The sequence below is a fragment of the Nonomuraea deserti genome, assembly GCF_004348685.1.
Classification (GTDB): Bacteria; Actinomycetota; Actinomycetes; order Streptosporangiales; family Streptosporangiaceae; genus Nonomuraea; species Nonomuraea deserti.
Window position 1 is genome coordinate 1 of sequence record NZ_SMKO01000053.1, and the last position, 25,307, is coordinate 25,307.

Consider the following 25,307-nt stretch of genomic DNA (forward strand, 5'->3'; position numbering starts at 1 on the left):
CCCGCGCCTGCTTAACGCCATTCCGCCTTGACGGCGGACTGACGTCCTGTGCGCCGCTACGCGGCAGGTTCGCTTTCCTCCCCAGGGCTGAAGCCCGGGGTCTCCAGCGAAGGAACGAGAGATGAACCCCACCCTGTCCGAACTGGAAGCGAAGGCCACGCGGCAGAAGGCCGCGTTCGGCGGCGACGCGCACATCGTGTGCGACAACCTCGTGCGCATATACAAGACCGAAGGCGTCGAGGTCGTCGCGCTGCAGGGCCTGGATCTGGTGATCGACAAGGGCGAGCTGGTGGCGATCGTGGGCGCGTCGGGCTCGGGCAAGTCGACGCTACTCAACGTGCTGTCCGGGCTCGACGTCCCGACGGCGGGGGTGGCCAGGGTGGCGGGCATGGATCTGCTGTCGATGAACGCCCGCGCCCGGCTGCGCTACCGGCGTTCCGTGGTCGGCTTCATCTGGCAGCAGACGGCCCGCAACCTGCTGCCGTACCTCACCGCCAAGGAGAACGTCGAGCTGCCGATGAAGCTGGCCGGCGGCCGCGGGGAACGGCGGGAGCGGGCGGGCGAGCTGCTGGAACTGCTCGGCGTCGGCTACTGCGCCAACCGCAAAACTCCCGAAATGTCGGGCGGCGAGCAGCAGCGGGTGGCCATCGCCGTCGCCCTCGCCAACTCCCCGCAGCTCATCCTCGCCGACGAGCCGACGGGCGAACTGGACAGCGAGACGTCGGAGCTGGTGTTCGACGCGCTGCGCAAGGCCAACAGGGAACTGGGAGTGACCGTCGTGGTCGTCACCCACGACCCGCTGGTGTCCGAACAGGTCGACCGGACGGTCGGCATCCGCGACGGCCGCACCAGCAGCGAGACGCTGCGGCGCGAGGACGCCGAAGGGCAGATCATCGCCGAGGAATACGCCGTACTCGACCGGGTGGGCCGCCTGCAACTCCCGCGCGACTTCATGAACGCCCTCGAGATGGAACGCCGGGTACGTCTCGAACTCGAATCCGACCACATCGGCGTGTGGCCCGCGCGAGAGGAGCCGTCAGGTGAGTGAGTCGCCCTTGGTCGTGGTGGAAGGGGTGCGCAAGGTCTACCGGAGCGGGCCCAAGGAGGTCGAGGCGCTGCGGGACGTGTCGTTCTCGGTGTTCCCCGGAGAACTCGTCGCGATCCGCGGGCGGTCGGGGTCGGGCAAGACGACGCTGCTCAACCAGATCGGCGGCCTGGACAAACCGGACGCCGGACGGGTGGTCGTGGACGGCCACGAGGTCACCGCCATGTCCGACGACGAACTGCTCGCCCTGCGCAGAGACGTGGTGGGGTTCGTCTTCCAGTCGTTCGGGCTGATCCCCGTGCTGTCGGCGGCCGAGAACGTCGGCGTGCCGATGCGCCTGGTGCGCATGCCGGTGAAGGAACGCGAGGAACGGATCCGGATGCTGCTGGCGCTCGTCGGGCTGGAACAGCACGTCAACCAACGGCCGTACGAACTGTCCGGGGGGCAGCGGCAGAGGGTGGCGATCGCGCGCTCGCTGGCCAACCGGCCGCGCCTGCTGGTGGCCGACGAGCCGACCGGGCAACTCGACTCGCAGACGGGACGGCAGATCATGGAGCTGCTGCGGGCACTCGTACGGAGCGAAGGGGTCACCGCCCTGGTCGCCACCCACGACCCGAGCCTCATGACGCTGGCGGACCGCGTACTGGAGATCAGCGACGGCGTGGTCCGCGAGGAAGCCCTCACCTGACGCCGGTCCGCCTCCGGCACGCTTCCGCATTCTTCACGTGTCCCTGGAAAACCCTGCGGTGCACGTACGCGGGACCTCAGCCCTTACCGGAGGATCTCCCGCCCCCACCCCGACCGGAGCATCTCCCGCCCCGACCGGCACCCCCTGACCGGAGCGCCGGCCACAACCACCGTCCCGCGGCCGACCACCCCGGACAGCCGACCACAATCACCATCCCGCGCAGCCAACCACCCCGGACAGCCGACCACAACCATCAACCCGCGCAGCCAACCACCCCAGACAGCTGGCCACAACCACCATCCCGCGCAGCCGACCAGCCGGGGCGGCTGGCCACGACCGTCGTCTCCGCACCTGCGGCCCGGCGACGCCCGGCACGGCCGGTGACGATCAACGGCCGGTGCGGCTGGCTACGATCACCTGCACGGTGTGTTCGAGCGCGTAAGCCGGATCGGCGCCGCCGCCCTTGACCTGTTCGTCCGCTTCGGCCACCGCCTGGATGGCCTTCGACAATCCGTCGGGACCCCACCCGTTCAGCTGCCGCTTCACCCGGTCGGCCTTCCACGGCGGCATACCGACATGACTCGCCAGTTGACCGCCCCGCAGGCTGCGCGGCGCGCTCGCGACCTTGGCCAGCGACCGCAGCCCACCTGCCAACGCGCTCACCAGCAGCACGGGGGCGACGCCGGTGCCGAGCGCCCACCGCAGTTGTTCCAGTGCTTCGGCCAGCCGACCCTCGATCGCGGAGTCGGCCACGTTGAAGCCGGTGACCTCGGCCCGACCCTTGTGGTAGCGCGCCACGGCGGACGCGTTGATCGTCTTGCCCTCGGTGTCGAACACCAGCTGGCTGCAGGCGGCCGCCAGCTCCCGGAGATCATTCCCCACGGCATCGAGCAGCGCGGTGGCGGCGTCGCCGGCAATGCTCCGCCCCGCACGCTTGAACTCCCCTTTGATGAACTCCAGCCGCTCCCCCGCCTTGGTCACCTTGTTGACGGTGACCACTTGGGCCTTGGCCTTCTTCACCCCGTCGACCAGCGCCTTGCCTTTGACTCCTCCAGGATGCGCCAGCACCATCACGGTGTCGTCGGAGGGCTGCTTGGCATAGGCCACGACCTCGGCGATGACGTCCTTCGGCAGATCCTGCGCCGACCGGATCACGATGACGGACTGCCCGCCGAACAGCGACGGGGAGGTCAGCTGCGTCAGCTCCCCCACTGACACCTTGCCGCCCACAAGATCGTGCACCTCGGACTCGGGATCAGCGGCCCGCGCCGCCGCGACGACCCCGCTCACCGCCCGCTCGGCCAGCAACTCCTCATCGCCGACGACCAAGGTCACAAGCGCCGGATCGGTTCCCACCATCAGATCCTCCCGAGGGGAGAATTCGGGAGCGGGAGGGCCGCCAAGGCCCGAGCGTGCCCTGACCTGTCGGGTCTACGCATCGCAGATTTCCTTCCGGATTTTGTCGGTGCCGGTCGATACCGTGGCGTTGTCGTAACCGAGCTTGGGGGGTCGGCGTGCGCAGGTCGTTGAAGTTCCTGCTGCGTCCCACCAGCAAGCAGGCCGTCGCGCTCGCGGCGTGTCTGGAAGACCATCGGCAGTTGTACAACGCCGCGCTGGAGCACCGCTGCACCGCCTACCGCAAGGCGGGCGTGACGGTCCGCTACGGCGACCAGTCGGGCTTGCTCAAGCACATTCGCGCTGATGACCCGGACGGGCAGGCGCGTTGGTCGTTCTCCTCCCAGCAGGCCACCCTGCGCCGCCTGGACAGGGCGTTCTCCGCGTTCTTCACGCGGGTCCGTCAGGGCCGTACGCCCGGGTTCCCGCGTTTCAAGGGGCGGGGCCGGTTCGACACGGTGCAGTGGCCCAAGGACGGCGACGGCTGCCGGTGGGACTCCCAGCCCGAGCACCCGACCGCCACCTGCGTGCGCCTTCAGGGCATCGGGCATGTCCGTGTGCACCAGCACCGGCCAGTCAAGGGCCGCGTGAAGACGATCAGCGTGAAGCGGGAAGGCTCCCGCTGGTATGTCGTCCTGTCGTGCGATGACGTACCAGCTGAGCCGCTGCCCGCTACTGGCGCGGTGGCCGGCGTGGACATGGGAGTGGCGTCGCTGGTCACCACGTCCGATGGCGTGCACGTGGCCAACGCGCGCCACCTGGCCGTGACCGCCGATCGTCTCGCTGCCGCACAGCGAGAGCCTGCCCGCAAGAAGCGGGGGTCCAGGCGGCGGCGCAAGGCTGTGGCCCGCGTCGCCGCCCTGCATGGCAAGGTCCGCCGCCAGCGGTTGGACGGCGCGCACAAGGCCGCGCTCGCGCTGATGGGCTGCTACGACGTGATCGTGCACGAGGACCTGCGGATCACGAACATGACCCGCTCGGCAGCGGGCACAAGCGAGCGTCCCGGCCGCAACGTCGCACAGAAGTCCGGCCTGAACCGGTCGATCCTGGACGCGGGCTGGGGGGTGTTCCTGACGGTCCTCGCGCACAAGGCTGAAAGCGCCGGTCGCAAGCTGATCGCGGTGAACCCCGCCGGCACCTCCCGCACCTGCTCGCGCTGCGGACACTGCGCACGGGAGAACCGCGTCACCCAAGCCGAATTCGCCTGTACGGCATGCGGCCACACCGCGCACGCCGACGTCGACGCGGCGATCAACATCCTCAGGGCAGGGCTTGCCCTTCGCCAGGCTGCGGAAGCGGCTTAGCGAGAAGCCGCTCCCTTCAGGGAGCGGAGGAGTCACGAGGGAAGCATGCCAGAAAAGCCCAACCCGGGCCTCGTTCAGGGTGCCCGCCCGCGCGAGATCACGGCCATTCCCCCTTCCCTCTCCACCACGGCGAGATCCCCTGAGTGGTCGGTCCGGTAGACGGCGGCGCCGAGCCTGCGCAGCAGCGCGAGCGTGGAAGGCGCCGGGTGGCCGTAGTCGTTGTCCGCCCCCACGCTGATCAGCGCGGCCCGAGCACCCACGGCTTCCAGGAAGGCGGGCGACTGCCTGTTGGATCCATGGTGCGGGATCTTCAGGATGTCGGCGCGGACCGTGGAGCGGCGTAACACCTCTTCCTGGGCCTCGGTCTCCAGATCGCCGCTGAGCAGCACGGATCCCGATCGCCAGCGTACGTGGAGCACCACGCTGGAGTTGTTGATCGCGCTGCCCTCGCCCTGGCCGGCCACCTCGCCGGAGGCCGGGTCGGGGGCGAGCACGGTCACCTCTGACGGGCCGAACGTCCAGCGAGTCCCCGGCGAGACCGTCCATTCCGGTATCCGGCGTCCCTCCAGCGTGCCCGAGACGCGTGCGGAGGCTCGCGCCAGGGCCCGCTGCGGGCTGACGACCACCGCGCCGACGCGCCGGTCCCGGAGCACTCCGGGCAGGCCGCCCACGTGGTCGGCATGCGGATGGGTGAGGACGAGCAGCGGAACGTCGTCGACGCCGAGGCCGCGCAGGCACCGGTCCATCGCGACCGGATCGGGCCCTGTGTCCACCACGACCCCTCGTCCTGGCCCCGCAGCGACGACGATCCCGTCGCCCTGGCCCACGTCGCACATCACCATGAGCCAGCCGTCCGGCGGCCAGGGCGTCGCGATCGGCCGGATCACCAGCACCGCCACCAGAGCGGCACCGGCCGCCGTCAGCACGATCGCCCGCCAGGCGCGACGCCGCAGGATCAGTGTTCCGACCGCCACCGCGAGCGCGAGCAACCCCAGTCCGGGGAGGCCGCCCGGCCACGGCACGGTGGCGTACGGCAGGCCCACCGACCATCGAGCGACCATGATGATCCATCCGACCGCGTAACCGGCCGGGACCACCAGGAGCCGGGCCCCGTCAAGCCACACGGGGGCCACCAGAGCCGCCCCGAAACCCAGCAGCGTCGCGGGAGCCACCGCCGGAGCCGCGAGGAGGTTGGCGATGAGAGCGACGGGTGTGAGCTGTCCCGACATCAACACCAGAACCGGTGTCACCGCCACCTGCGCCGCCGCCGGCACGGCGATGGCCTCGGCAAGCCAGCGCGGCAACCGCACCGGTGACCGGGGCTGCGCCCGCCCCCTGCCAGGCGCTCCCGAGCCGTTGCCCGCGTCGGGTCCCGGCCCGCCGCCCTGATCGAGCCCATGCGGGTCGCGTCGATCACGCCCCGGGCCACCGCCCGTCTCGGGCAGGGGCGCGCCACTGGGATGCGGTCGCGGCCCCGCGCTCGGGCCCTGGGGTGGTGCGTCGCTCTCGTCTTCCTGAGTCGCCGACAGTCTGTCGCGCCAGCGCGGGGCGAGGAGGAGGATCCCGGCGGTGGCGGCCACCGAGAGGGCGAAGCCATAGGAACGGGCGAGTTCTGGGACGAAGAGCACCAGGAGGAGAACCGTTGCGGACAGGGCCGCGAAACCGTCTCGTGCCCTGCCGGTGCCCAGCGCGACGGCGGCGGCCAGACCCATGAGCAAGGCACGCAGGACGCTCGGGGACGGACGGGCCACCACGGCGAACGCGAGCATGGAGAGCGCGGCCAGAACGGCGCGTACGGGCAGCGGGAAGCCGAACAGGCGGGACAGGGCCAGCATCGCGCCCGCGACGATGGCCAGATTGGCCCCGCTCACCGCGTTGAGGTGGCTCAGACCCGCTTCCTTGAAGTCGGCCGTCACCTGCGGGTCCATCCGTGAGACGTCGCCGACGACCAGGCCGGGAAGGAGGCCGCGCTGGTCCGGAGGGAGCACGTCGGCGGCGGACCGCAGGCCCGACCTGAGGGCGCCCGCCACCGTCTGGAGCTTCGACGGAGGCGTCAGGACCCGCGGCGGGCCGCGTACCAGGAGGACGGCCGCCACCAGATCGCCCGAGGTGGGGCTGGCGAGCCGGCCGGTGACTTCGAGGTGCTGGCTGGGGAGGAGGCGGGCCCAGGCTGCTCCGCTGGAGAAGACGATGACGGGGACGTTGACGGCCTGTCGGACCCCGGCCGTTCGGATGATCGTCAGGGTGGCCGGAGTCACGTAGCTGTCCGGGGCGTACGGAATGCTCCGGCTCGATCTGCGTCTGGGGTCGTCCGTCAGCACGATCCGGGCGATGACGGAGGCGTTCCTCTCGGCGAGTTCGGCCACCGGACCGGTGGTCACGGCGTGGACCCGGAAGGCGACCGATCCTGATGCGGCGGCCGCGCAGACGAGGCCGGCCAGGGCGACACCGCGCCACGTGGCCGGCCCGCTGGTCGAGCGTCCGTCCCGTCGTCCGGGGAGTGAGCGGGTGTGCCAGGCCACGGCGACGGCGCCGAGGGCTGCGGCCAGGGCGACGATCACGCCGGTGCGTGCGGAGCAGCCGAGCAGGATCAGCGCACAGGCCCAGGCGGCGATCGCGGGGAGCATCAGGGGCCAGGCGTGGCTCCTGCCGGGGACGGGCGGTAGCGGGTGGTCGGTCACGTCAGACGCGCACCTTCGGCTTGATCTCGTCGAACTTGCGCGGACCTATGCCGCTGACCTCGCGGAGCTGGTCGATGGAGGTGAAACCGCCGTGGGTGGTACGGAATTCGGCGATGCGCGCCGCCAGCACCTCGCCCACGCCCGGCAGTTCTTCGAGCTGGTCTGGTGTGGCGGTGTTGAGGTCGATGACGCCCCCGGCAGGGCCCGTGATCGGCGAACCCTGGGACACCGTGCCGGGAGGTGCGCCCACGACTATCTGCTCTCCGTCGATCAGCCGTCTGGCGAGGTTGAGGGAGTCCAGGGACGCTCCTCGTGACACTCCCCCGGCCGCGGTCACCGCATCGGTGACCCTGGCACCTGCGGGGAGCAGGTAGACGCCAGGCTTACGGATCTTGCCTGCCACGTGGATCGTCACCTTGGGCGCGGTGGGGGTCGTGGACGGGCTTGGCGACGACACGGGGGTGGGTGGTGGGAGCGGCGCGGGCGAGGGCTGGGATCGCCAGACGAAGAACGCCGCGACGGCTATGGCCAGGGCGCCCACGGCCACAAGAACACGCAGACCGGGCTTGCCTGGATCGAGGGCAGGGCTCTGGGACGCCAGGGCCGCACGGAACGCCTGGAATGTCGGCGGAACCGGGGCGGGACCGCGCTCCCGTGCACTCTGCGCGGTCTGAGTGAATTGTGCGGACGGTCCGGGCTGTGCGGTCTGTGCGGTCTGTGCGGACGGTCCGGGCTGTGCGGGCTGTGCGGACCGCACGGGCTGTCCGGGCCCTGTGGGCCTTGCGGTCTGTGAGCGAGGTGATGGTTGTGAAGGCTGCGGGGGGCCGTAGGCAGATTCGAAGGACCACGGTGGCTCAGGAGCTAGGTCCAAGGCATCGGAAGGCTCACAGGCCTCGCTGGCGCTCTCCACGATCCACGACTCCCCGGACGCCCGGGACGCCCGGGACGATCCACCGCGGGCCTCATGAGTTTCAGGGAATCTCTCGACGTCTCGCGGCTCGTCAAGGAACCCGTCAACGGGCGCACGGACACCATCGCGCGGCTCCCCAGGAGAACGGTCAACGACCGCACGATTCCCCTCGACGGACCGCGGTGTCTGAGGGAAGTAGGCGCGAGGGCTGGAGTGAGGGTCGGTGGCATAAGGCATTTTCCGACCGTCGGCGGGAATGCGTGCCACCCTCGCGGGCCGGCGGCGGGGGCGACGGGGCGGGGTGGTGATCGAGCGCAGCCGGGACTCGGCGATGGCTCGTTCGGCCGTCGGATCGGGGGTTCGCACGCAGGTGAAGGTAGGGCTGCGGGCGGCCGTGTCAGGGGACCGAGCCGCGTTCTGTGGACAACATCGGCGGCCGGGAAAGGGCTGTGGACAATGCTGGGGCCGCGAGACCGGCACCGACGGACGGAGGGGTGCATGGCCGAGCCCGTACGAGCGCGACGGGCGTCGAACCCGGAGGGCCGGACCCCGCGGCGGTCGGTACGGCGAGGCGAACACGCTCCACCCGGGTCCGCCGCGCGCATGATCAAACAACCACCGCGCTAGCGGCGTACTTTGAACCTCAGATGAAGCACCCGCTCCCCCTGAATGACCACGTGGGGATCCTCCAGGAGATGCTGCCCATCGATGTCGCCGAAGTAGCGTCTGCCCGACCCGAACACCACCGGCACCACGTCCATCGCCACCTCGTCCACGAGGCCGGCAGCGAGGATCTGGCTGCCCACGTCACCAGCGTTCACCATGACGGTTCGTTCCCCGGCGAGCTCTTGGGCCCGGTCGATCGCAGCCGTCACGCCGTCGACGAAATGGTACGGCGCCTCGGGATGCCAGCCCTCGGGTTTGGGCCGGTGGGACACCACGACCACGTGGCCGCCGGCGGGCGGATGGCCCTCCCAGCCGTTCGTCAGGTCGAACAGGTTGCGGCCCATCACGCTCGTGCCGATCGCCTCCCACATCGCCTGGACGTATCCCGCCGATGCTTGTGAGACCTTGAAGGCGCTTCCCGTTCCGGAATGATCGTACTGCTGGTCCGCACCCTCGATGATCAGAGTGTCCCCGCTGAAGTACCACTCGTGGAGTGGCCCGACGTCGTCGTTCTCGTCGGCGATGAAGCCGTCCACCGACACCACGTTGTGCATGATGACCGTGCCCACAGACCCTCCCTCGAGTCGCCTTGCGCGTTCGCCCTCGATCTTGCCGACTCAGGGCGCGGCCGGGCTTGTAAAAAATCCATCAGCGGGCATCGGACCACTGTCCGGCGGGAACCCCTGCTCGGCGGGGAATCGGCGCCGCAGGGCCAGGTATTCCGCCGGGGTGTGGCCGGTGAAGTCTCTGAATTCCCTGCTGAGGTGGGCCTGATCGAAATAGCCCGCCTCCTGAGCGAGCTCGGACCATGCAACCGGACGCAGGGCGTCCACGGAAACGATCAGGCGTGCGAAGCGATAGATCCGCGCCACCCGCTTCGGGGTGATCCCGACATGGGACGTGAACTGCGTGGCGAGGTGATTGCCGCTCACCCCTGCGGCATCGGCCAGCGCACTGACCGGAACCACGCCGTGGGAAGTCTCCAGACGCCCGCCTGTGCGCTGGACCAGGCGCAGACCGCGCGACGGCGCATCGGCAAGTCGTGATCGTAGCTCCTCCTCCACCACCCGCAGTGTCCGGGTGGCCGATGCGAGGTCGCCGACGCGGTTGCGAATCCTGTCCAGAGCCCGTGGCCAGACGGCGTCGACCGGCACCCATCGGTCCCGCAGCTCGGTCACCGGCCCATCGACGAACGGCGAGAGCCCCCAAGGCTTGAAGTGCGCTCCGACGAGCCGCACCCGTGGGGGATACTCCAACAGGAAGCGCCTGGTCCATATGCCCATGAACCACCCATCGGTGAACACTGCCGACGGCACCGACGGGTCGGAATCACGCAGGCGGACGGGTCCGCCCAGGTTGACGAACAGGTGTGCCGACGGCATCGGCGGGACGTTCATCCAGCGGTGGCTCGGCACCCCCGTCAGGCAGTAGATGTCATCGATGAACCGGTCGAGCGGCGGGGCGGGCACTCGGCCGACGTAGTCCATGGACTCAGTGTGGCCGACGAGGGTCGCTCACCCTCAACGGTGGCCTCCCTCACCATCGGATGTGAGCCGCACAGACTGCCGGTGTGTCGTCCGCCGGCAGCGAACGTCAGTGGTCAGCGTGCTGGAGTGCGGCGACGGTCAGGCCGAGCATGCCGGGCCCCGCGTGGGCGCCGATCACCGCCCCCACCTCGACCACCCGCAGCTCCGCCCATGAGGGCATCCGCTTGGACAGCCGCTCGGCCAGCGCCCGGGCGCGTTCCCGGGCCTGCAGGTGCTGCACCGCCACCTCCACCGGCCCCTTGCCCGCCGCCTCCACGGCCAGGTCTTCGAGCCGGGCGATGGCGCGCGACGAGGTGCGGACCTTCTCGAGGAGGGAGATCTGGCCGTCCACGATGTGGAGCAGCGGCTTGATCATCAGGGCCGACCCGAAGAGGGAGGCCGCGGTGCCGATGCGGCCGCTGCGGCGCAGGTAATCGAGGGTGTCGACGTAGAAGAACGTGCGGGTGGCCGCCACGCGGCTGCGGGCAGCCGAGGCGACCTCCTCCAGGGAGGCCCCGCCGGCGGCGGCGCGCGCCGCCGCGAGGACCGGGTAGCCGAGGCCCATCGCGATGGAGCGGCTGTCGACCACCTCCACCGGTACGGAGGCGTCGGAGGCGGCCGCCAGGGCGGACTCGGCGGTGCCGGACATCGCGGCCGAGAGGTGGACCGACACGATGCCCGTGGCGCCCGCGGCGGCCAGGGAGGCGTAGCAGGAGGCGAACGTGGCGGGCGCGGGCCTGGAGGTGGTGACGGAGGCGAGGTCGCCGGTGAAGGAGCCCTCGTCATGTGGCACGCCCTTGGCGATCACCTGGACGGGCACGACCGTGACCCGCGGCACGGGCGGCAGGTAGGCGGTTGAGTCGGTGACGACGGCGACCGTGGGCGGCATGTCCCGGGGGTCAGTTACTGGACAGGGGTGCCGCCCCGCCACACCCGGCGCGGCTGGAGGCCGAAGGACCAGGCGAAGGCGCCCTCGTGGTCGGCGTCCCACTGCACGATGTCGGCCAGCCGGCCAGGGGCCAGCACGCCGCGGTCGGGAGCGCCCAGGACGGTGGCGCCGCCGAGGGTGGCCGCGCGGAGCGCGTCGTTGACGCTCATCCCGAACGCCGACACCGCCATGGCGATGACCAGGGCCATCGAGGTGATGCCGCAGTAGCCGGGGTTGTGGTCGCTGCCGAGCGCGATCTGCACGCCGTGCTTGATCATCTGGCGGACCGGCGGGAGGTGGCCGCGCTGCAGGGCGGTAGCGGGGCAGACGACGGCGGGCACCCCGTAGCGGGACATGATGGCGATGTCCTCGTCGGACATGTGGTGCAGCCCGTCGGCGGAGGCGCAGCCGAGCTCGGCGGCCAGCTGGACGGCGCCGCGGCGGCTGTACTGGCCGGCGTGGATGCGCGGCAGCAGGCCGACGTTGCGGCCGGAGGCGAGGACCCAGCGGGACTCCTCGGTGGTGAAGTGGCCCTCGTCGCAGTAGACGTCGACGCTGTCGGCGCCCGCGGCCGCGGCGTCGGCGCACCAGGAGCCGACGGCCTCGACGTATTCGCGCTGCCGGCCGAAGTATTCCGGCGGGACCACGTGCGCCGCGAGGAAGGTGACGTGCACCCGCGGCATCATCGGCTCCTTCTCCAGCTCGCGCAGGAGCCGCACGTCGGCCAGCTCGCCATCGCGGGTGAGGTGGTAGCCGGTCTTGGCCTCGACGGTGGTGGTGCCGCTGAGCAGCCAGTCGCGCAGCCGCTCGCGCACGCCGTTGCAGAGCGTCCAGGGGTCGGTGCCGCGGGTCACGGTGACGGTGGAGCCCACGCCGCCGCCTGCCGCGGTGATCGACGCGGACGTGGACCCGCCGGTGCGGATGGCCAGCTCGGCGTAGCGGTTGCCGGCGTAGACCGGGTGGGTGTGGGCGTCGATGAGGCCGGGCGTGACGAGGGCGCCACCCAGGTTTTCGACGTGGTCGACGTCGACGATGTCGTCGACGACTCCGGGCACCGTCTGCGGCAGGTCGGGCGCGCGCCCGACCCACGCGATGCGGTCGTTGTGCACGAGGATGGCGGCGTTGCTCAGGACTTCGTTGCCGGTCCAGAGACGGCCGATGTTGGTCAGCAGCCGAACGGTCACCGCATCACCGCCCCGCGAGAGCCTCTGCCCGTTTCCCGGCATGGCCCCAGCGCCCAGCGCACGGCCTGCGCCGCGCCCACTGAGTCCGCTCCGGGTCCGGACGACATGGGGGGTCTCCTGCTCTAGTCCGCGTCATGCTGTGCGGTGACCGTATCGCCGGAGACATGATCCGGCGATTTCAGTTCAGTTACGTTATTTCACAGGCTGGGCCGCTGTACAGGGTTATTCGGAAGAAAGACCACTGATCCCATCCGTCACCCAGCCCTGCCTTGTCCCCATGGCCCCCGCTGACGACTTTCACACCACTGGTCATCATCCGAAACCCAGAACCCGAACCCAAAATGCAGACCAACGTTAGGTCTGGCCAATGGTAGCAACCCCAGGGTGCGGGGACCACTGCCGCTTTTGGGCAGCTCTGCACGCTTTGAGGCGAGAGCTGCCCAACCGCTCCGCGATATACCGGCGGGCGCCGGCCTCCCCGGGACCCTAGGAGACGCGTTCGACCGGCTTGCCCACCCGCGCCAGCTCCTGCGACAGGCTGGGCAGCACGCGGGCGTGGAGGATCGTGCCGTCCTCGACGTGCTCGACGGAGAGCACCTCGCCCTCCTTGTGGGCGCGCGAGATCAGGTCACCCCTGTCGTACGGCACCAGCAGGTTGACCTCGTGGTCGAGCCGCGGCAGCTCCCGGTCGATGAGCGACATGAGCTCGGGGATGCCCTTGCCCGTGCGGGCCGACACCACGATGCTGTCGCGCTCGCGCCGGAGGATCCGGTCGACCACTTCCTGATCGGCCAGGTCGGCCTTGTTGATCACGACGATCTCGCGGATGCCGGCGGCGCCCTCGATGTCGGCGAGCACCTCGCGCACGGCCGCCAGCTGACCCTCGGGGTCGGGGTGGGAGCCGTCGACGACGTGCAGGATCAGGTCGGCGTCGGCCACCTCTTCCAGCGTGGAACGGAACGCCTCGACGAGCTGGTGCGGCAGGTGCCGGACGAAGCCGACGGTGTCGGCGATCGTGAACAGCCGGCCCTCGGGCGTGCGCGCCCGGCGCACGGTCGGGTCGAGGGTCGCGAACAGCGCGTCCTCCACCAGCACGCCGGCGCCGGTGACGCGGTTGAGCAGCGAGGACTTGCCCGCGTTGGTGTAGCCGGCGATCGCCACGGCCGGGACCTCGCGCCGCTGGCGCTGGTAGCGCATGGTGTCACGCGAGGTGGACATGCTGCCGATCTGGCGGCGCAGCTTGGCCATGCGCTCGCGGATGCGCCGGCGGTCGAGCTCGATCTTGGTCTCACCCGGGCCGCGGCCGCCGATGCCGACGCCGCCCGCGGCGCGCCCGCCGACCTGCCGGGACAGGTTGCCACCCCAGCCGCGCAGGCGGGGCAGCAGGTATTGGAGCTGCGCCAGCTCGACCTGGGCCTTGCCCTCGCGGCTCTTGGCGTGCTGGGCGAAGATGTCGAGGATCAGCGCGGTGCGGTCGATCACCTTGACCTTGACCGTCTCCTCGAGCTGGCGGAGCTGGCCAGGGGTCAGCTCGCCGTCGCAGATCACGGTGTCGGCGGCGGTCGACTCGACCACGTCGCGCAGCTCGAGGGCCTTGCCCGAGCCGATGTAGGTCGCCGGGTCGGGCTTCTGGCGGCGCTGGATCAGGCCGTCGAGCACCTCGGACCCGGCCGTCTCGGCCAGGAGCTTGAGCTCCAGTAGCGAGTTCTCGGCATCTTCGACGGTGCCGGAGGTCCAGACGCCGACCAGGACGACCCGCTCGAGCCGCAACTTCCGGTATTCGACCTCGGAGACATCTTGGAGTTCGGTGGACAGGCCCACCACGCGGCGTAGCGCCTGGCGCTCCTCGAGGTCCATGTCGCCGGTTTCGTACGCGTCGAGCGTGGAATATTCGTGCATTCGTGTCATCTCTATGAGGAAACGTCTGGACACCACGGTGTCTTCCCACGATGGTGGCATGACATCCCTGGCGCAATCACCTGGTTATCCCGGTTCCACGTCGACGTTGCCCGAACCCGCCGTCACCGAGATCTTGTGCGGCGCGGAACCGTCGTTGTCGACCTTGATGTTCTCGTCGCCGGATCCCACGTCGGTCGTCACCGCGTACTTGCCCGCCGGCACGACGAGCCTCGTGTCGCCCGAGCCGGTCTTCAGCCGCGCGTCGTCCGGGGCGCTGCGGTACTTCAGCTCGATGTTCCCCGACCCCGCCTCGGCGTACACCTTCTTGCCACCGAGGCCGGCGGCGTCGACGTCGCCCGAGCCGAGCTTCACGTCGATCATCCCGGTCAGGTCCCTGAGCGTGATGTTGCCCGAGCCGGCATCGAGGTCGACGGCCAGCCCTTTGGGGACCTCGATCTTGTAGTCGACGCTGCAGCTGCCGAAGTTCGACGGGCAGTCGTAGGTGAGGAACAGCGCCTCCCCCTCGACCTTGTGCTCGGGGGCGGGCTTGTCGTCGCCGCGCCAGCGGAGCGTCTCGGTGACGCGGACGGCGGCGCCGTCGGTCTCCGTGATCACGGCGTCGCCCGCACCGCTCTCCAGCCGCAGCTTGGTGACCTTCTCCGTCACCTGGTAGGACGCGGTGTCCTGCTCGGTGGGGCCCCCGATGTTCGCGAGCCCGCACCCGGTCAGCGCCAATGCGGAGGCCAGCAGCCCGCCCGCGATCGCCATCGTTCTCATGCCCCGCATCCTTTCGCGGCGCGGCGCCCGCCCACATCGGGGATGCCCCGGACGATCCCCCGGAGGAACCCCGTCTTTGACCGGGCAAGGACCGTAAGGGTAGCGTCGATTCCATAATCCAGAAGTCGTTTTCCACATCGCGAAAAAGTGCAGAAAGAGGTCCCATGGAGATCACCGGCCCGATGCTCGACCGGTTCGACGAGATCCTCACGCCGGAGGCGCAGGCGTTCGTGGCGACTCTCCAGCGCGAGTTCGACGCCAGGCGGCTGGAGCTGCTGGAGGCCCGCCGGACGCGGCAGGCGGAGCTGTCGGCCGGCGCCATGCTCGACTTCCTGCCGGAGACGAAGGAGATCAGGGAGGGCGACTGGCAGGTCGCCTCCCCTGCGCCCGGCCTTGAGGACCGCCGCGTCGAGATCACCGGCCCCGTCGACAAGAAGATGACCATCAACGCGCTCAACTCCGGCGCCAAGGTCTGGCTGGCCGACTTCGAGGACGCCAACTCGCCGCTCTGGGAGAACTGCGTGAGCGGCCACATCAACCTGCGCGACGCGCTCGACCGCACGATCGACTTCGAGTCCGGCGGCAAGACGTACGCGCTGCGCCCCGACGACGAGCTGGCCACGGTCGTGGTGCGGCCTCGCGGATGGCACCTGGGCGAGAAGCACGCCCAGGTCGACGGGCGTCCGGTCGCGGCGGCGCTGTTCGACTTCGGCCTCTACTTCTTCCACTGCGCCCAGCGGCAGCTCGACAAGGGCAAGGGCCCGTACTTCTACCTGCCCAAGATCGAGTCGCACCTGGAGGCGCGGCTCTGGAACGACGTCTTCACCCGGGCGCAGGAACTGCTCGGCATCCCGCACGGCACGATCAGGGCGACCGTGCTCATCGAGACCTACCCGGCGGCGTTCGAGATGGAGGAGATCCTCTACGAGCTGCGCGACCACTCCGCGGGGCTCAACGCCGGCCGCTGGGACTACCTGTTCAGCGTGATCAAGAAGTTCCGCACCAGGGGCAGGGAGTTCCTGCTGCCCGAGCGGAACGCGGTGACGATGACCGCGCCGTTCATGCGCGCGTACACCGAACTGCTGGTGCGCACGTGTCACAAGCGCGGCGCGCACGCCGTCGGCGGGATGGCGGCGTTCATCCCCTCGCGGCGTGACCCCGAGGTGAACGCGGTGGCGCTGGAGAAGGTGCGGGCCGACAAGACGCGCGAGTCCGGCGACGGGTTCGACGGGTCGTGGGTGGCGCACCCCGACCTGGTGCCGGTCTGCCGCGAGGTGTTCGACGGCGTGCTGGGGTCGCGGCCCAACCAGCTCGACAGGCTGCGCGAGGACGTCAGCGTGTCCGCCGCCGACCTGCTGGCGGTCTCGGAGACGCCCGGCGAGATCACGGAGGCGGGGCTGCGCAACAACGTGGACGTGGCGCTGCGCTACCTCGCCGCCTGGATGGGCGGGCTGGGCGCGGTGGCGATCCACAACCTCATGGAGGACGCCGCCACGGCGGAGATCTCCCGCTCGCAGATCTGGCAGTGGATCCACAACGACATCGAGCTCGCCGACACGGGCGCGCGGGTGACGAAGGAGCTGGTCGAGCAGATCATCGCGGAAGAGCTGGCCAAGATCGCGCAGGAGCCGGGCTACGACGAGGGCCTGTACGCCCAGGCCACCGCGCTGTTCAAGGAGGTCGCGCTGGATGACGATTTCGCGGAGTTCCTGACTCTTCCGGCATATGCTCAAATGCCATAGGAAAGGCAGATACCTACAGGAAAAGGGGGATCGGTGATGGAAACGCTGATAGCGGCTTTGCGGTCGCTGCTGCCCCACGACTCGGTGATCACCGATCCCGTACGCCTGCGCACGTACGAGTGCGACGGCCTGACCTACCACCGGGCGACCCCCGGCGTGGTCGTGCTGCCCGCCACGGCCGAGCAGGTCGCCCGTGTGGTGCGCCTGTGCAACGACTTCGGCGTGCCCTTCGTGGCCAGGGGCTCGGGCACCGGCCTGTCAGGAGGCGCGCTCCCCCGCGAGGACGGCGTGCTCATCGTCACCTCGAAGATGCGCGCGATCCTGGAGGTCGACCTGGACAACCGCAGGGCGGTGGTCGAGCCGGGCGTCACCAACCTGGCCATCACCGAGGCCGTGCGCGACCGGGGCCACTATTACGCCCCCGACCCCTCCAGCCAGCAGATCTGCTCGATCGGCGGCAACGTCGCGGAGAACTCCGGCGGCGCCCACTGCCTGAAGTACGGCTTCACCGTCAACCACGTCGAGGCCTGCGAGATCGTCACCCCCGACGGCGACCTGGTGACGCTCGACCGCATGGACCCCGGTTATGACCTGCTGGGGGCGTTCGTCGGCTCGGAGGGCACGCTCGGCATCGCCACCAAGATCACGGTACGCCTCTGCCGCGCGCCCGAGTCGGTGACCACGGTGCTGGCCGCGTTCGGGAGCATCGAGCAGGGCGGCGAGGCCGTCTCGGCGATCATCGGTGCGGGCATCGTGCCGGCCGCGATCGAGATGATGGACGCGCTGGCCATCGAGGCGGCCGAGGCGGCGGTGGCCTGCGCCTATCCCGAGGGCGCCGGCGCCGTGCTCATCGTGGAGCTCGACGGGCCCGCCGCGGAGGTGGAGCGGCAGTTCGCCCAGCTCAGGGAGATCTGCTCGGGCGCGTTCGAGTTGCGCGTGGCGGCCGATCCCGCCGAGCGGGCGGCGATCTGGAAGGGCCGCAAGTCGGCGTTCGCGGCCGTGGGGCGCATCAGCCCGGCCTACATCGTCCAGGACGGCGTGGTGCCGCGCACGTCGCTGCCCGGCGTGCTGGCCGCCATCGACCGGCTCTCGGCCGAGCACCGGATCAAGGTGGCCAACGTCTTCCACGCGGGCGACGGCAACCTGCACCCGCTGGTGCTGTTCGACGACGCGGAGCCGGGCGCGGGCGAGCGGGCCGAGGTGGTCTCCGGCGCGATCCTCGACCTGTGCATCGAGCACGGCGGCTCGATCACGGGCGAGCACGGGGTCGGGGTCGACAAGTCACGTTACATGCCGAGGATGTTCAGCGAGGACGACCTGGACACCATGCAGCTCGTCCGGTGCGCGTTCGACCCCCGGGGCCTGGCCAACCCGGGCAAGGTGTTCCCCACGCCGCGGTTGTGCGGCGAGGTGCCGGGCGTGCGCAAGGGCGTGCACCCGCTGGTCGAGTCGGGGAAGGCGGAGCAGTTCTGATGACCCTGGCGGCGACCGGCGTGACGGTCAGGCGGGCCGGCGAGAAGGACTCCGTGAGCGGCGTGGTGCCGCGCTGGGTGGCCCTGCCCGAGACGGTGGAGGAGATCTCGGCGGTGCTGCGGGCCTGCGAGGAGCAGGACCTCGCGGTGGTGCCCGCGGGCGGCGGCACCAAGCTGCACTGGGGCCACCCGCCCGAGCGGTGCGACGTGCTGCTCGACATGTGCTGCATGAACGAGATCATCGAGCACGCGGCGGGCGACCTCGTGGTGCGGACGCAGGCAGGCGTCACCATGGACGCATTGGCCGCCACGCTCGCGGGCAAGGGGCAGGAGCTGGCGCTCGACCCGCCGTTCGCGGAGCACACGACGGTCGGCGGCACGCTCGCCACCGCGACCGCGGGCCCGCGCGCCTTCCGCTACGGCACCGCCCGCGACCTGCTCATCGGCATCACCGTCGTGCTGGCCGACGGCACCGTCGCGAAGTCGGGCGGCAAAGTCGTCAAGAACGTCGCCGGCTACGACCTCGGCAAGCTCTTCACCGGTTCCCGCGGCACGCTCGGCGTGATCGCCGAGGCGACCTTCCGCCTGCACCCGCTGCCCCCGGAGCGGCGCTGGATCGTGACCCGCACGAAGGTCGCCGACCTCGCCGGCGAGCCGCTGCGGCGTCTGGCCGCCTCCCAGGCCGAGCCCTCCGCCGTGGAGATCGACTGCCCCGACGGCCGGAACGCGACCATCGCGGTGCTGGTGGAGGGGTCGGCTGCCGGGCAGCGGGCGCCCGCCCTGCGCGACGTGCTCGGCGACGGCACGATCACGGCCGAGCCGCCGGACTGGTGGGGGCTGATCCTCATGGACGACGTGCTGCTGGAGGTGCGCTTCCCGCCCGCGCGCACGGTCGAGACGCTGGCGGCGGTGGGCGAGACCAGGTTCTCGTTCCGCGGCTCGCCGGTCACGGGACAGGCCTACCTGGAGCTCTGGGACGACGTCTCCGAGGAGGAGCTGACGGCCGTCGTCGACCGGCTCAGGGCGCGGATCGAGGCGCTGGGCGGACGGGTGACCGTTCCCGCCTCGCCGTACGAGGGCGTCGACAGGTGGGGGCATGTGAGCACGTTGCCGCTGATGCGGCGGGTGAAGGAACGGTTCGATCCCGGGCGCAGGATGTCCCCCGGCCGGTTCGTGGGAGGGATCTAGCGTGGATCCTGAGCTGATCAACGACTGCGTGCACTGCGGGTTCTGCCTGCCGACGTGCCCGACGTACGCGTTGTGGGGCGAGGAGATGGACTCGCCGCGCGGCCGTATCCACCTGATGAAGCAGCACGTCGAGGGCACGCCCATCACCCCGGAGATGGCCGGGCACTTCGACGCCTGCCTGGGGTGCATGGCGTGCGTCACGGCGTGCCCGTCCGGAGTCCAGTACGACCGGCTGATCGAGCAGACCAGGGTCGTGGTCGAGCGGGAGCACGTGCGCGAGCCGGAGGACCGGGCCGTGCGCGGGATCGTGTTCAGCCTCTTCCCCTACCCGCGCAGGCTGCGGCTGCTGCGCCCGACGATGTGGCTGGCCGGGCGGATGGCGCCGTTCCTGGCCCGGGTGCACCCCGGCCTCGGCTCCATGGCAGGGCTGGCGCCGCGGGTGGAGCACCGCCAGCGTATGCCGCGCGTCGTCAGGGCTAGAGGTGAGCGCAGGGCCGTGGTCGGCATGCTCACCGGCTGCGTACAGGGGGAGTTCTTCCCCCAGGTCAACGCGGCCACCGCGCGGGTGCTCGCGCTGGAGGGCTGCGACGTGGTCATCCCGCGGGGCCAGGGCTGCTGCGGCGCGCTCAGCGTGCACTCCGGGCGCGCCGAGCAGGCCAGGAGGCTCGCCCGCCGCACGGTCAGGATGTTCGAGAAGGCGGGCGTCGACACCGTCGTGGTGAACGCGGCCGGATGCGGCTCCTCCATGAAGGAGTACGCCGAGCTGCTCGGCCGCGAGCCCCGGTTCAAGGTCGCCGACCTGTCCGAATATCTCGCCGAGCTGGGCCCCGTGGCCAAGCGGCACCCCCTGCCGCTCACCGTCGCCTACCACGACGCCTGCCACCTGGCCCACGCCCAGGGCATCCGCGACCAGCCGCGCGAGCTGCTGCGCGGCATCCCCGACCTGGAGCTGCGCGAGATCCCCGAGTCGGCCGTCTGCTGCGGGTCCGCGGGCACGTACAACATCCTGCAGCCGCAGGCCGCCCAGGACCTCGGCGACAGGAAGGCCCGCGCGGTCGGCACGACCGGCGCCGGCCTGCTGGTCTCCGCCAACCCCGGCTGCACCATGCAGATCGCCGCCGCCATGCGGCGCGCCGGCGAGGACATCAGGGTGGCGCACACGGCCGAGGTGCTCGACGCCTCGCTCCGCGGTGTGCGCCTATGAGCGTCCAGTCGGTCGAGCGGGCGCTCGACGTGCTGGAGGCGCTGGCCGAGCACGGGGGCGAGGCGGGCCTGTCGGAGATCGCCGCCAGGACGGGCCTGCCGTACGGGACCATCCACCGGCTGCTGCAGACGCTGCTCGCCCGCGGCTACGTACGCCAGGAATCCGACCGCCGGTACGCCCTCGGCGGCGGGCTCGTGCGTCTGGGCGGCATCGCGGAGAGCATGGTCGCTGTGTGGGCGCAGCCGTACCTCGCCAAGATGGTCGAGCTGTCCGGCGAGACCGCCAACCTGGCCGTGCTCGAAGGCGACTTCATCGTCTACGTGGCCCAGGCGCCCTCGCCGCGCAGGCTGCGGATGTTCGCCGAGGTCGGCAGGCGGGTGCTGCCGCACAGCACGGCGGTGGGCAAGGTGCTGCTGGCGGGGCGGCCGGCTTCCGAGGCGGTCGCCGTGTTCGAGCGCACCGGCATGCCGCGGCGCACCCCCAACACCATCACCGATCTGACCGCCATGCTCGCCGAGCTCGAACGGGTCAGGTCGTGCGGCTACGCCATGGACCTGGGCGAGGAGGAGCTGGGCGTGCACTGCCTGGCCGTGCCCGTCTGGGACGGCGACCGGGTGGTGGCCGCGATGTCGGTGTCGGGCCCCGCGGAACGCATCGACGGGCTCGACCGCGACGAGCTGGCGGAGGGCATGCGTAAGATCGCGCTGGACTTCGGAAACGAGCTCAGCCCGGTCGCCGGCGGAAGTTGAGTAGTCAACCAGTTTCTGGCCCCCTGACGTGCGGGAACGCGGCGGATCCCTCTCACCGGCCGCGAAGATCCCCGTGAGAAGCTCCGTGCGGCGAAGTATGCTGTTGCGGTATGAGCAACACCGCGACCGTGCAATCAGTAGATCGGGCCATCGCCATCCTGGAAATCCTCGCCCGTGAGGGTTCGACCCGAGTGACGGACCTCGCGACGGAGCTCGACGTGCACAAGTCCACGGCGTTCCGGTTACTCGCCGCTCTCGAGCAGGGCGGACTGGTGGAGCAGAGCAGCGACCGCGGCCGCTACCAGCTCGGATTCGGCGTGGTGCGGCTGGCCGGCGCCGCCACGGCCCAGCTCGACCTGTCGCGTGAGGGCAGAGACGTGTGCCTGCGCCTGGCCGAGGAGATCGGCGAGACCGTCAACATCGCGGTCCCACAGGACGGCGACGCGGTCAACCTCACCCAGATCCGCGGCCCCGCCGCGATCAGCGGGCACAACTGGGTCGGGAAGAGCACCCCCGCGCACGCCAGTTCCAGCGGCAAGGTGCTGCTGGCCTTCGGCGCCCTGCGCATGCCCGACGAGCTCGACCACTACACCCCCAGGACGATCACCTCCAAGGAGGAGCTGGAGCTCGACGCCATCAGGGAGCGCGGCTGGGCCGCGGCCGTGGAGGAGCTCGAGGTCGGGCTCAACGCGGTCGCCGCGCCGATCAGAGGCAACGACGGCTCCGTCGTGGCCGCCGTCAGCGTCTCCGCACCCTCCTACCGGCTGACGCCGGCCCGGCTGCCCGAGGTGGGCGAGCTGCTGGTCGAGGGCGCGCGGGAGATAAGCCAGCGCATGGGCTATTACCGTTAAGGCATGTGCAGAAGCATCAAGACCCTCCGTCCCCCGTACACCGAGAGCGTGACCGAAGAGGACGTACGCGCGGCGGCGCTGCAGTACGTCAGGAAGATCTCCGGCTTCCGGGCACCCGCCGCGCACAACGCGGAGGCGTTCGACCGGGCCGTCGAGACCATCACCCGGGCGTCCGAGGAGCTGCTGGGGGCGTTGCAGGTTCGCGGGAGCCGCTGACCGGCCCGGCTACGACGAGGTGCGGGCCACGGGCCGGCCGCCCGAGCAGGTGATCGTGAGCTCGATCTCCTCGCCCTCTTCAGGCTCGAACTCGACCTTGGTCACCCGCGCGGGCCCCGGCTCGACGCCGTCCGCCGCATAACCCTGGGCGGGGCTCCACGAGCGCAGCGTCACCCGGTCGCCGTCGCACGAGGCGATCACGGTCCCGCCCGGGCTGCGGATCAGCTTCTCCTGCCGGGGCCTGGCGGGCGAGCCGGTCGGCGTCGCGACCGCGCGCGCGGTCGCCGTGGCCAGGGCCGCGCGCACCTCCGGCCCGGTGAGCACGTGGCTGGAGGCGCCGGTGAGGCCGTTGCCGAGCAGGCCGAGCACCGCCACGCCCGCGCCGGTCGCGGCGACGGCGGTGGCGGCCCAGGCCAGGACGAGTCTCTTCATCGGCTCCCAGCCTCCCCCCTCTACGGCTAAGACCAGGTTAAGGCGACCCTAAGGCGGCCCAAGGCATCGCCATCGAGCGTCTACGTTCATGTACATGGCTGACATCCTGCTCATCGAGGACGACGTGGCGATCCGCACGGCGCTCAGCCGCGGGTTGCGCGAGCTCGGCCACGCCGTCTCCTCCTCGCCGACGGCGCTGGACGGGCTGCGGCTGGCCGTACAGGACCGTCCCGACCTGATCGTCCTCGACCTGGGGCTGCCCGATCTCGACGGGGTGGAGCTGCTGCGCATGTTGCGGGCGGTCAGCCGGGTGCCGGTCATCGTCGCGACGGCCCGCGACGGTGACGCGGAGATGGTGCCGGTGCTGGACGCGGGCGCCGACGACTACGTGGTCAAGCCGTACAGCGCGGCGCAGCTCGACGCCCGGGTCAGGGCCGTGCTGCGGCGATCGGGCGGCGACTCCGCGCCGGAGCCGCTGGCGGTGGGAGCCCTGCGGGTGGATCCCCGGGCGCGGACGGCCACGCTGGACGGGGCGGCGCTCGACCTGACGCCGCGCGAGTTCGACGTCCTGCACTATCTCGCCGCGCGGCCGGGCGAGGTGGTCACCAAGCGGGAACTGCTGACGGAGGTGTGGCAACTCCCCTACGGCGGGGCCGACAAGACGGTGGACGTGCACCTGTCGTGGCTGCGCAGGAAGCTCGGCGAGACGGCGTCCGAGCCCTGCTACCTGCACACGGTCCGCGGCGTCGGCGTCAAGCTGGTCGAGCCGTCATGAGGCGGTGGCTCGCGCTGCTGGTCGCCGCGACCACGTCTCTCGTGCTGATCGCGCTGCTGGTGCCGATGGCGTTGCTGATCCGCGCCGTGGCCGAGAACGGCGCCATGAGCAGGGCCACCGCCGCGGCCGAGTTCGTGGCGGTGGCCGTGGGCACGCCCGACCTGACGCTGGCCGTGCAGCAGGCGGGGCGTCCCGTGACCGTGTTCCTGCCCGGCGGCGGCACGGTGGGCGGGCCCGCTCCCCGCTCCGACGCCGTACGCCTGGCCTCGACCGGACGCAGCGTCACCGCCGCGGCCCCCGGGGGCAGGGAGGTGCTGGTCTCGGCGCAGACGCTGGAGGGCACGGCCGTGATCAGGGTGTTCGTGCCGGACGCCGAGCTGGCCAAGGGGGTGCGGGAGGCGTGGCTGGCGCTGCTCGTGCTCGGGCTCGCCCTGGTCGTGCTGGGCATCGTGCTGGCCGACCGGCTGGCGCTGGCCGTGACGCGGCCCGTGGACGGGCTCGCCGGGGTCTCGCACCGGCTGGCCGGCGGCGACCTGTCCGCCAGGGCCGAACTCGGCGGTCCCCCCGAGGTGCGCTCCGTGGCGCTGGCGCTCAACCATCTCGCGAGGCGGATCGACGACCTGCTCGCGGCGGAGCGGGAGTCGGTGGCGGACCTCTCGCACCGGCTGCGTACCCCTCTGACAGGCCTCAGGCTGGACGCGGAGTCGCTGCGTGACCCGGAGGAGAGGGCGCGCGTGCAGAGCCGGGTCGACGCGCTCCAGCGCGCGGTGAGCGCGGTCATCACGGACGCGCGGCGGCGCTCGGCGGGCCGGGACGCGTGCGACGCGGCGGCGGTGGTGCGGGAGCGGGTGCGGTTCTGGTCGGTGCTGGCCGAGGACCAGGGACGGGACGTGTCGCTCTCGCTGCCCGACGCCCCGCTGCCGGTGGCGGTCGGCGCCGAGGAGCTCGCCGCCTGCGTGGACGCGCTGCTCGGCAACGTCTTCGCGCACACCCCCGAAGGGGTTCCCATGGCGGTGCGCCTCGGGCCGCGCGACTCCGGGGCCCTGCTGGTGGTCGAGGACTCCGGCCCCGGCTTCGACCCGGCGCTGCTGGAGCGCGGCACCAGCGGGGGCGGCTCGACCGGGCTCGGCCTCGACATCGCCCGCCGCACCGCCGAGTCGTCGGGCGGCGGCCTGACCGTCTCCACGGCCGCCGCGGGCGGCGCGCGCGTGGAGGTCGTCCTGGCCTCCGCCTGACCGTCGCGCACGGGAGACCCTTGCCGCCGGCTCGGCTCCAGCCCGGTCTTAACCACGGCTTAGCGCGCGATTAGCGGCGATCGCGGTTGCGTGGAGTCATGCGAATCACGAAGAAGTTCATCGTTGCCGGCGCCGGGGTCGTCACGCTCGTCGCGGGCGGTGGCGCGGCTCTCGCCGCCACCACCGCCGCCGCGCCCGCCCCGAAGGTCACGGCGGAGCAGGCCATCGAGATCGCGCACAAGCAGGTGGCGGGCACCTGGGTCAGCGAGCTCGACTTCGACTCCCAGGGCACGCGGGCGGACGTGTGGGAGATCGAGCTGACGAAGGGATCACAGCGGCACGAGCTGAAGATCGACGCCGCCACGGGCAAGGTCACCAAGAACGAGACGGAGCAGGCGGACGAGGACGACGACGACAACGACGACTGATCCGCATTCCGT

At 71.1% G+C, this 25,307-nt stretch carries 23 protein-coding genes; 13 read left to right on the forward strand and 10 right to left on the reverse strand.

Annotation, left to right across the window (positions count from 1 at the left end; genetic code table 11):
- Positions 1-121 precede the first annotated feature (121 nt).
- Positions 122-1,048, forward strand: coding sequence for an ABC transporter ATP-binding protein (locus tag E1292_RS20640; protein ID WP_132596873.1), 927 nt, complete (start codon positions 122-124; stop codon positions 1,046-1,048).
- Positions 1,041-1,733 (forward strand): ABC transporter ATP-binding protein, encoded by a 693-nt coding sequence (locus E1292_RS20645; RefSeq protein ID WP_165974647.1) that lies wholly within the window; start codon positions 1,041-1,043, stop codon positions 1,731-1,733. The genes E1292_RS20640 and E1292_RS20645 overlap by 8 nt, the downstream gene beginning before the upstream one ends.
- A 387-nt stretch (positions 1,734-2,120) precedes the next feature.
- On the opposite strand, the gene holA is transcribed toward E1292_RS20645, so the two are convergent.
- On the reverse strand, positions 2,121-3,092 hold the full coding sequence (gene holA, locus E1292_RS20650) for a DNA polymerase III subunit delta (RefSeq protein ID WP_132596874.1): 972 nt from the start codon (positions 3,090-3,092) through the stop codon (positions 2,121-2,123).
- 167 nt (positions 3,093-3,259) lie between these two features.
- Here holA and E1292_RS20655 point away from each other — a divergent pair, with 167 nt between their 5' ends.
- Positions 3,260-4,432, forward strand: a complete 1,173-nt coding sequence (locus tag E1292_RS20655; RefSeq protein ID WP_246090227.1) for an RNA-guided endonuclease InsQ/TnpB family protein — start codon at positions 3,260-3,262, stop codon at positions 4,430-4,432.
- A gap of 74 nt (positions 4,433-4,506) precedes the next feature.
- Here the strand turns inward: E1292_RS20655 and E1292_RS53865 are convergent, their stop codons facing one another.
- From E1292_RS53865 to E1292_RS20700, 8 genes are all read right to left on the reverse strand, one after another.
- Positions 4,507-7,113, reverse strand: coding sequence for a ComEC/Rec2 family competence protein (locus E1292_RS53865; RefSeq protein ID WP_246090228.1), 2,607 nt, complete (start codon positions 7,111-7,113; stop codon positions 4,507-4,509).
- Between the two features lies 1 nt (position 7,114).
- Positions 7,115-7,654, reverse strand: coding sequence for a ComEA family DNA-binding protein (locus tag E1292_RS53870; RefSeq protein ID WP_246090229.1), 540 nt, complete (start codon positions 7,652-7,654; stop codon positions 7,115-7,117).
- A gap of 992 nt (positions 7,655-8,646) precedes the next feature.
- Entirely contained in the window at positions 8,647-9,258 is a 612-nt protein-coding gene (locus E1292_RS20675) for a dihydrofolate reductase family protein (RefSeq protein ID WP_132596876.1), read from the reverse strand.
- 48 nt (positions 9,259-9,306) lie between these two features.
- On the reverse strand, positions 9,307-10,176 hold the full coding sequence (locus tag E1292_RS20680) for a helix-turn-helix domain-containing protein (RefSeq protein WP_132596877.1): 870 nt from the start codon (positions 10,174-10,176) through the stop codon (positions 9,307-9,309).
- A 106-nt stretch (positions 10,177-10,282) separates the two neighbouring features.
- Positions 10,283-11,104: a DegV family protein gene (locus E1292_RS20685; RefSeq protein ID WP_132596878.1), complete on the reverse strand. Its 822-nt coding sequence runs from the start codon at positions 11,102-11,104 to the stop codon at positions 10,283-10,285.
- A 14-nt stretch (positions 11,105-11,118) separates the two neighbouring features.
- Positions 11,119-12,327: an imidazolonepropionase gene (gene hutI, locus E1292_RS20690; RefSeq protein WP_132596879.1), complete on the reverse strand. Its 1,209-nt coding sequence runs from the start codon at positions 12,325-12,327 to the stop codon at positions 11,119-11,121.
- A 486-nt stretch (positions 12,328-12,813) separates the two neighbouring features.
- A complete protein-coding gene (gene hflX / locus E1292_RS20695; RefSeq protein ID WP_439331897.1) occupies positions 12,814-14,235 on the reverse strand; it encodes a GTPase HflX in 1,422 nt (473 codons plus the stop codon).
- A gap of 75 nt (positions 14,236-14,310) precedes the next feature.
- Positions 14,311-15,003, reverse strand: coding sequence for a DUF4097 family beta strand repeat-containing protein (locus E1292_RS20700; RefSeq protein ID WP_132596880.1), 693 nt, complete (start codon positions 15,001-15,003; stop codon positions 14,311-14,313).
- A 164-nt stretch (positions 15,004-15,167) separates the two neighbouring features.
- Between E1292_RS20700 and aceB the strand changes: the two genes are divergently transcribed.
- The 7 genes from aceB (at position 15,168) to E1292_RS20735 (ending at position 22,425) form a co-directional block, all read left to right on the forward strand.
- On the forward strand, positions 15,168-16,745 hold the full coding sequence (gene aceB, locus E1292_RS20705; RefSeq protein ID WP_132596881.1) for a malate synthase A: 1,578 nt from the start codon (positions 15,168-15,170) through the stop codon (positions 16,743-16,745).
- A gap of 36 nt (positions 16,746-16,781) precedes the next feature.
- The gene (locus E1292_RS20710; protein ID WP_132596882.1) at positions 16,782-18,218 is read left to right on the forward strand and encodes an FAD-linked oxidase C-terminal domain-containing protein; all 1,437 of its coding nucleotides are present in this window, start codon (positions 16,782-16,784) and stop codon (positions 18,216-18,218) included.
- Positions 18,218-19,405 (forward strand): FAD-binding oxidoreductase, encoded by a 1,188-nt coding sequence (locus tag E1292_RS54980; protein ID WP_132596883.1) that lies wholly within the window; start codon positions 18,218-18,220, stop codon positions 19,403-19,405. The genes E1292_RS20710 and E1292_RS54980 overlap by 1 nt, the downstream gene beginning before the upstream one ends.
- Position 19,406: 1 nt before the next feature.
- Positions 19,407-20,609 (forward strand): (Fe-S)-binding protein, encoded by a 1,203-nt coding sequence (locus tag E1292_RS20720; protein WP_132596884.1) that lies wholly within the window; start codon positions 19,407-19,409, stop codon positions 20,607-20,609.
- Positions 20,606-21,358 (forward strand): IclR family transcriptional regulator, encoded by a 753-nt coding sequence (locus E1292_RS20725; protein WP_132596885.1) that lies wholly within the window; start codon positions 20,606-20,608, stop codon positions 21,356-21,358. The genes E1292_RS20720 and E1292_RS20725 overlap by 4 nt, the downstream gene beginning before the upstream one ends.
- A gap of 110 nt (positions 21,359-21,468) precedes the next feature.
- The gene (locus E1292_RS20730) at positions 21,469-22,209 is read left to right on the forward strand and encodes an IclR family transcriptional regulator (RefSeq protein WP_181958266.1); all 741 of its coding nucleotides are present in this window, start codon (positions 21,469-21,471) and stop codon (positions 22,207-22,209) included.
- 3 nt (positions 22,210-22,212) lie between these two features.
- On the forward strand, positions 22,213-22,425 hold the full coding sequence (locus E1292_RS20735) for a DUF2277 domain-containing protein (RefSeq protein ID WP_132596886.1): 213 nt from the start codon (positions 22,213-22,215) through the stop codon (positions 22,423-22,425).
- Between the two features lie 9 nt (positions 22,426-22,434).
- Here the strand turns inward: E1292_RS20735 and E1292_RS20740 are convergent, their stop codons facing one another.
- Positions 22,435-22,857 (reverse strand): hypothetical protein, encoded by a 423-nt coding sequence (locus tag E1292_RS20740; protein WP_132596887.1) that lies wholly within the window; start codon positions 22,855-22,857, stop codon positions 22,435-22,437.
- Between the two features lie 94 nt (positions 22,858-22,951).
- Here E1292_RS20740 and E1292_RS20745 point away from each other — a divergent pair, with 94 nt between their 5' ends.
- From E1292_RS20745 to E1292_RS20755, 3 genes are all read left to right on the forward strand, one after another.
- A complete protein-coding gene (locus tag E1292_RS20745) occupies positions 22,952-23,632 on the forward strand; it encodes a response regulator transcription factor (protein ID WP_132596888.1) in 681 nt (226 codons plus the stop codon).
- Positions 23,629-24,867 (forward strand): sensor histidine kinase, encoded by a 1,239-nt coding sequence (locus E1292_RS20750; protein ID WP_132596889.1) that lies wholly within the window; start codon positions 23,629-23,631, stop codon positions 24,865-24,867. The genes E1292_RS20745 and E1292_RS20750 overlap by 4 nt, the downstream gene beginning before the upstream one ends.
- A 98-nt stretch (positions 24,868-24,965) precedes the next feature.
- A complete protein-coding gene (locus E1292_RS20755) occupies positions 24,966-25,295 on the forward strand; it encodes a PepSY domain-containing protein (protein WP_132596890.1) in 330 nt (109 codons plus the stop codon).
- Positions 25,296-25,307 lie beyond the last annotated feature (12 nt).

Bases quoted from the DNA above. Each gene is read 5' to 3' on its own strand.
- E1292_RS20685 (WP_132596878.1), bottom strand. From the start codon at position 11,104: ATGCCGCCCACGGTCGCCGTCGTCACCGACTCAACCGCCTACCTGCCG.
- E1292_RS54980 (WP_132596883.1), top strand. From the start codon at position 18,218: ATGACCCTGGCGGCGACCGGCGTGACGGTCAGGCGGGCCGGCGAGAAG.
- E1292_RS20710 (WP_132596882.1), top strand. From the start codon at position 16,782: ATGGAAACGCTGATAGCGGCTTTGCGGTCGCTGCTGCCCCACGACTCG.
- E1292_RS20640 (WP_132596873.1), top strand. From the start codon at position 122: ATGAACCCCACCCTGTCCGAACTGGAAGCGAAGGCCACGCGGCAGAAG.
- E1292_RS20745 (WP_132596888.1), top strand. From the start codon at position 22,952: ATGGCTGACATCCTGCTCATCGAGGACGACGTGGCGATCCGCACGGCG.
- E1292_RS20680 (WP_132596877.1), bottom strand. From the start codon at position 10,176: ATGGACTACGTCGGCCGAGTGCCCGCCCCGCCGCTCGACCGGTTCATC.
- E1292_RS20725 (WP_132596885.1), top strand. From the start codon at position 20,606: ATGAGCGTCCAGTCGGTCGAGCGGGCGCTCGACGTGCTGGAGGCGCTG.
- hflX (WP_439331897.1), bottom strand. From the start codon at position 14,235: ATGACACGAATGCACGAATATTCCACGCTCGACGCGTACGAAACCGGC.
- E1292_RS20755 (WP_132596890.1), top strand. From the start codon at position 24,966: ATGCGAATCACGAAGAAGTTCATCGTTGCCGGCGCCGGGGTCGTCACG.
- E1292_RS20700 (WP_132596880.1), bottom strand. From the start codon at position 15,003: ATGAGAACGATGGCGATCGCGGGCGGGCTGCTGGCCTCCGCATTGGCG.
- E1292_RS20735 (WP_132596886.1), top strand. From the start codon at position 22,213: ATGTGCAGAAGCATCAAGACCCTCCGTCCCCCGTACACCGAGAGCGTG.
- E1292_RS20730 (WP_181958266.1), top strand. From the start codon at position 21,469: ATGAGCAACACCGCGACCGTGCAATCAGTAGATCGGGCCATCGCCATC.
- holA (WP_132596874.1), bottom strand. From the start codon at position 3,092: ATGGTGGGAACCGATCCGGCGCTTGTGACCTTGGTCGTCGGCGATGAG.
- E1292_RS20750 (WP_132596889.1), top strand. From the start codon at position 23,629: ATGAGGCGGTGGCTCGCGCTGCTGGTCGCCGCGACCACGTCTCTCGTG.
- E1292_RS20740 (WP_132596887.1), bottom strand. From the start codon at position 22,857: ATGAAGAGACTCGTCCTGGCCTGGGCCGCCACCGCCGTCGCCGCGACC.
- aceB (WP_132596881.1), top strand. From the start codon at position 15,168: ATGGAGATCACCGGCCCGATGCTCGACCGGTTCGACGAGATCCTCACG.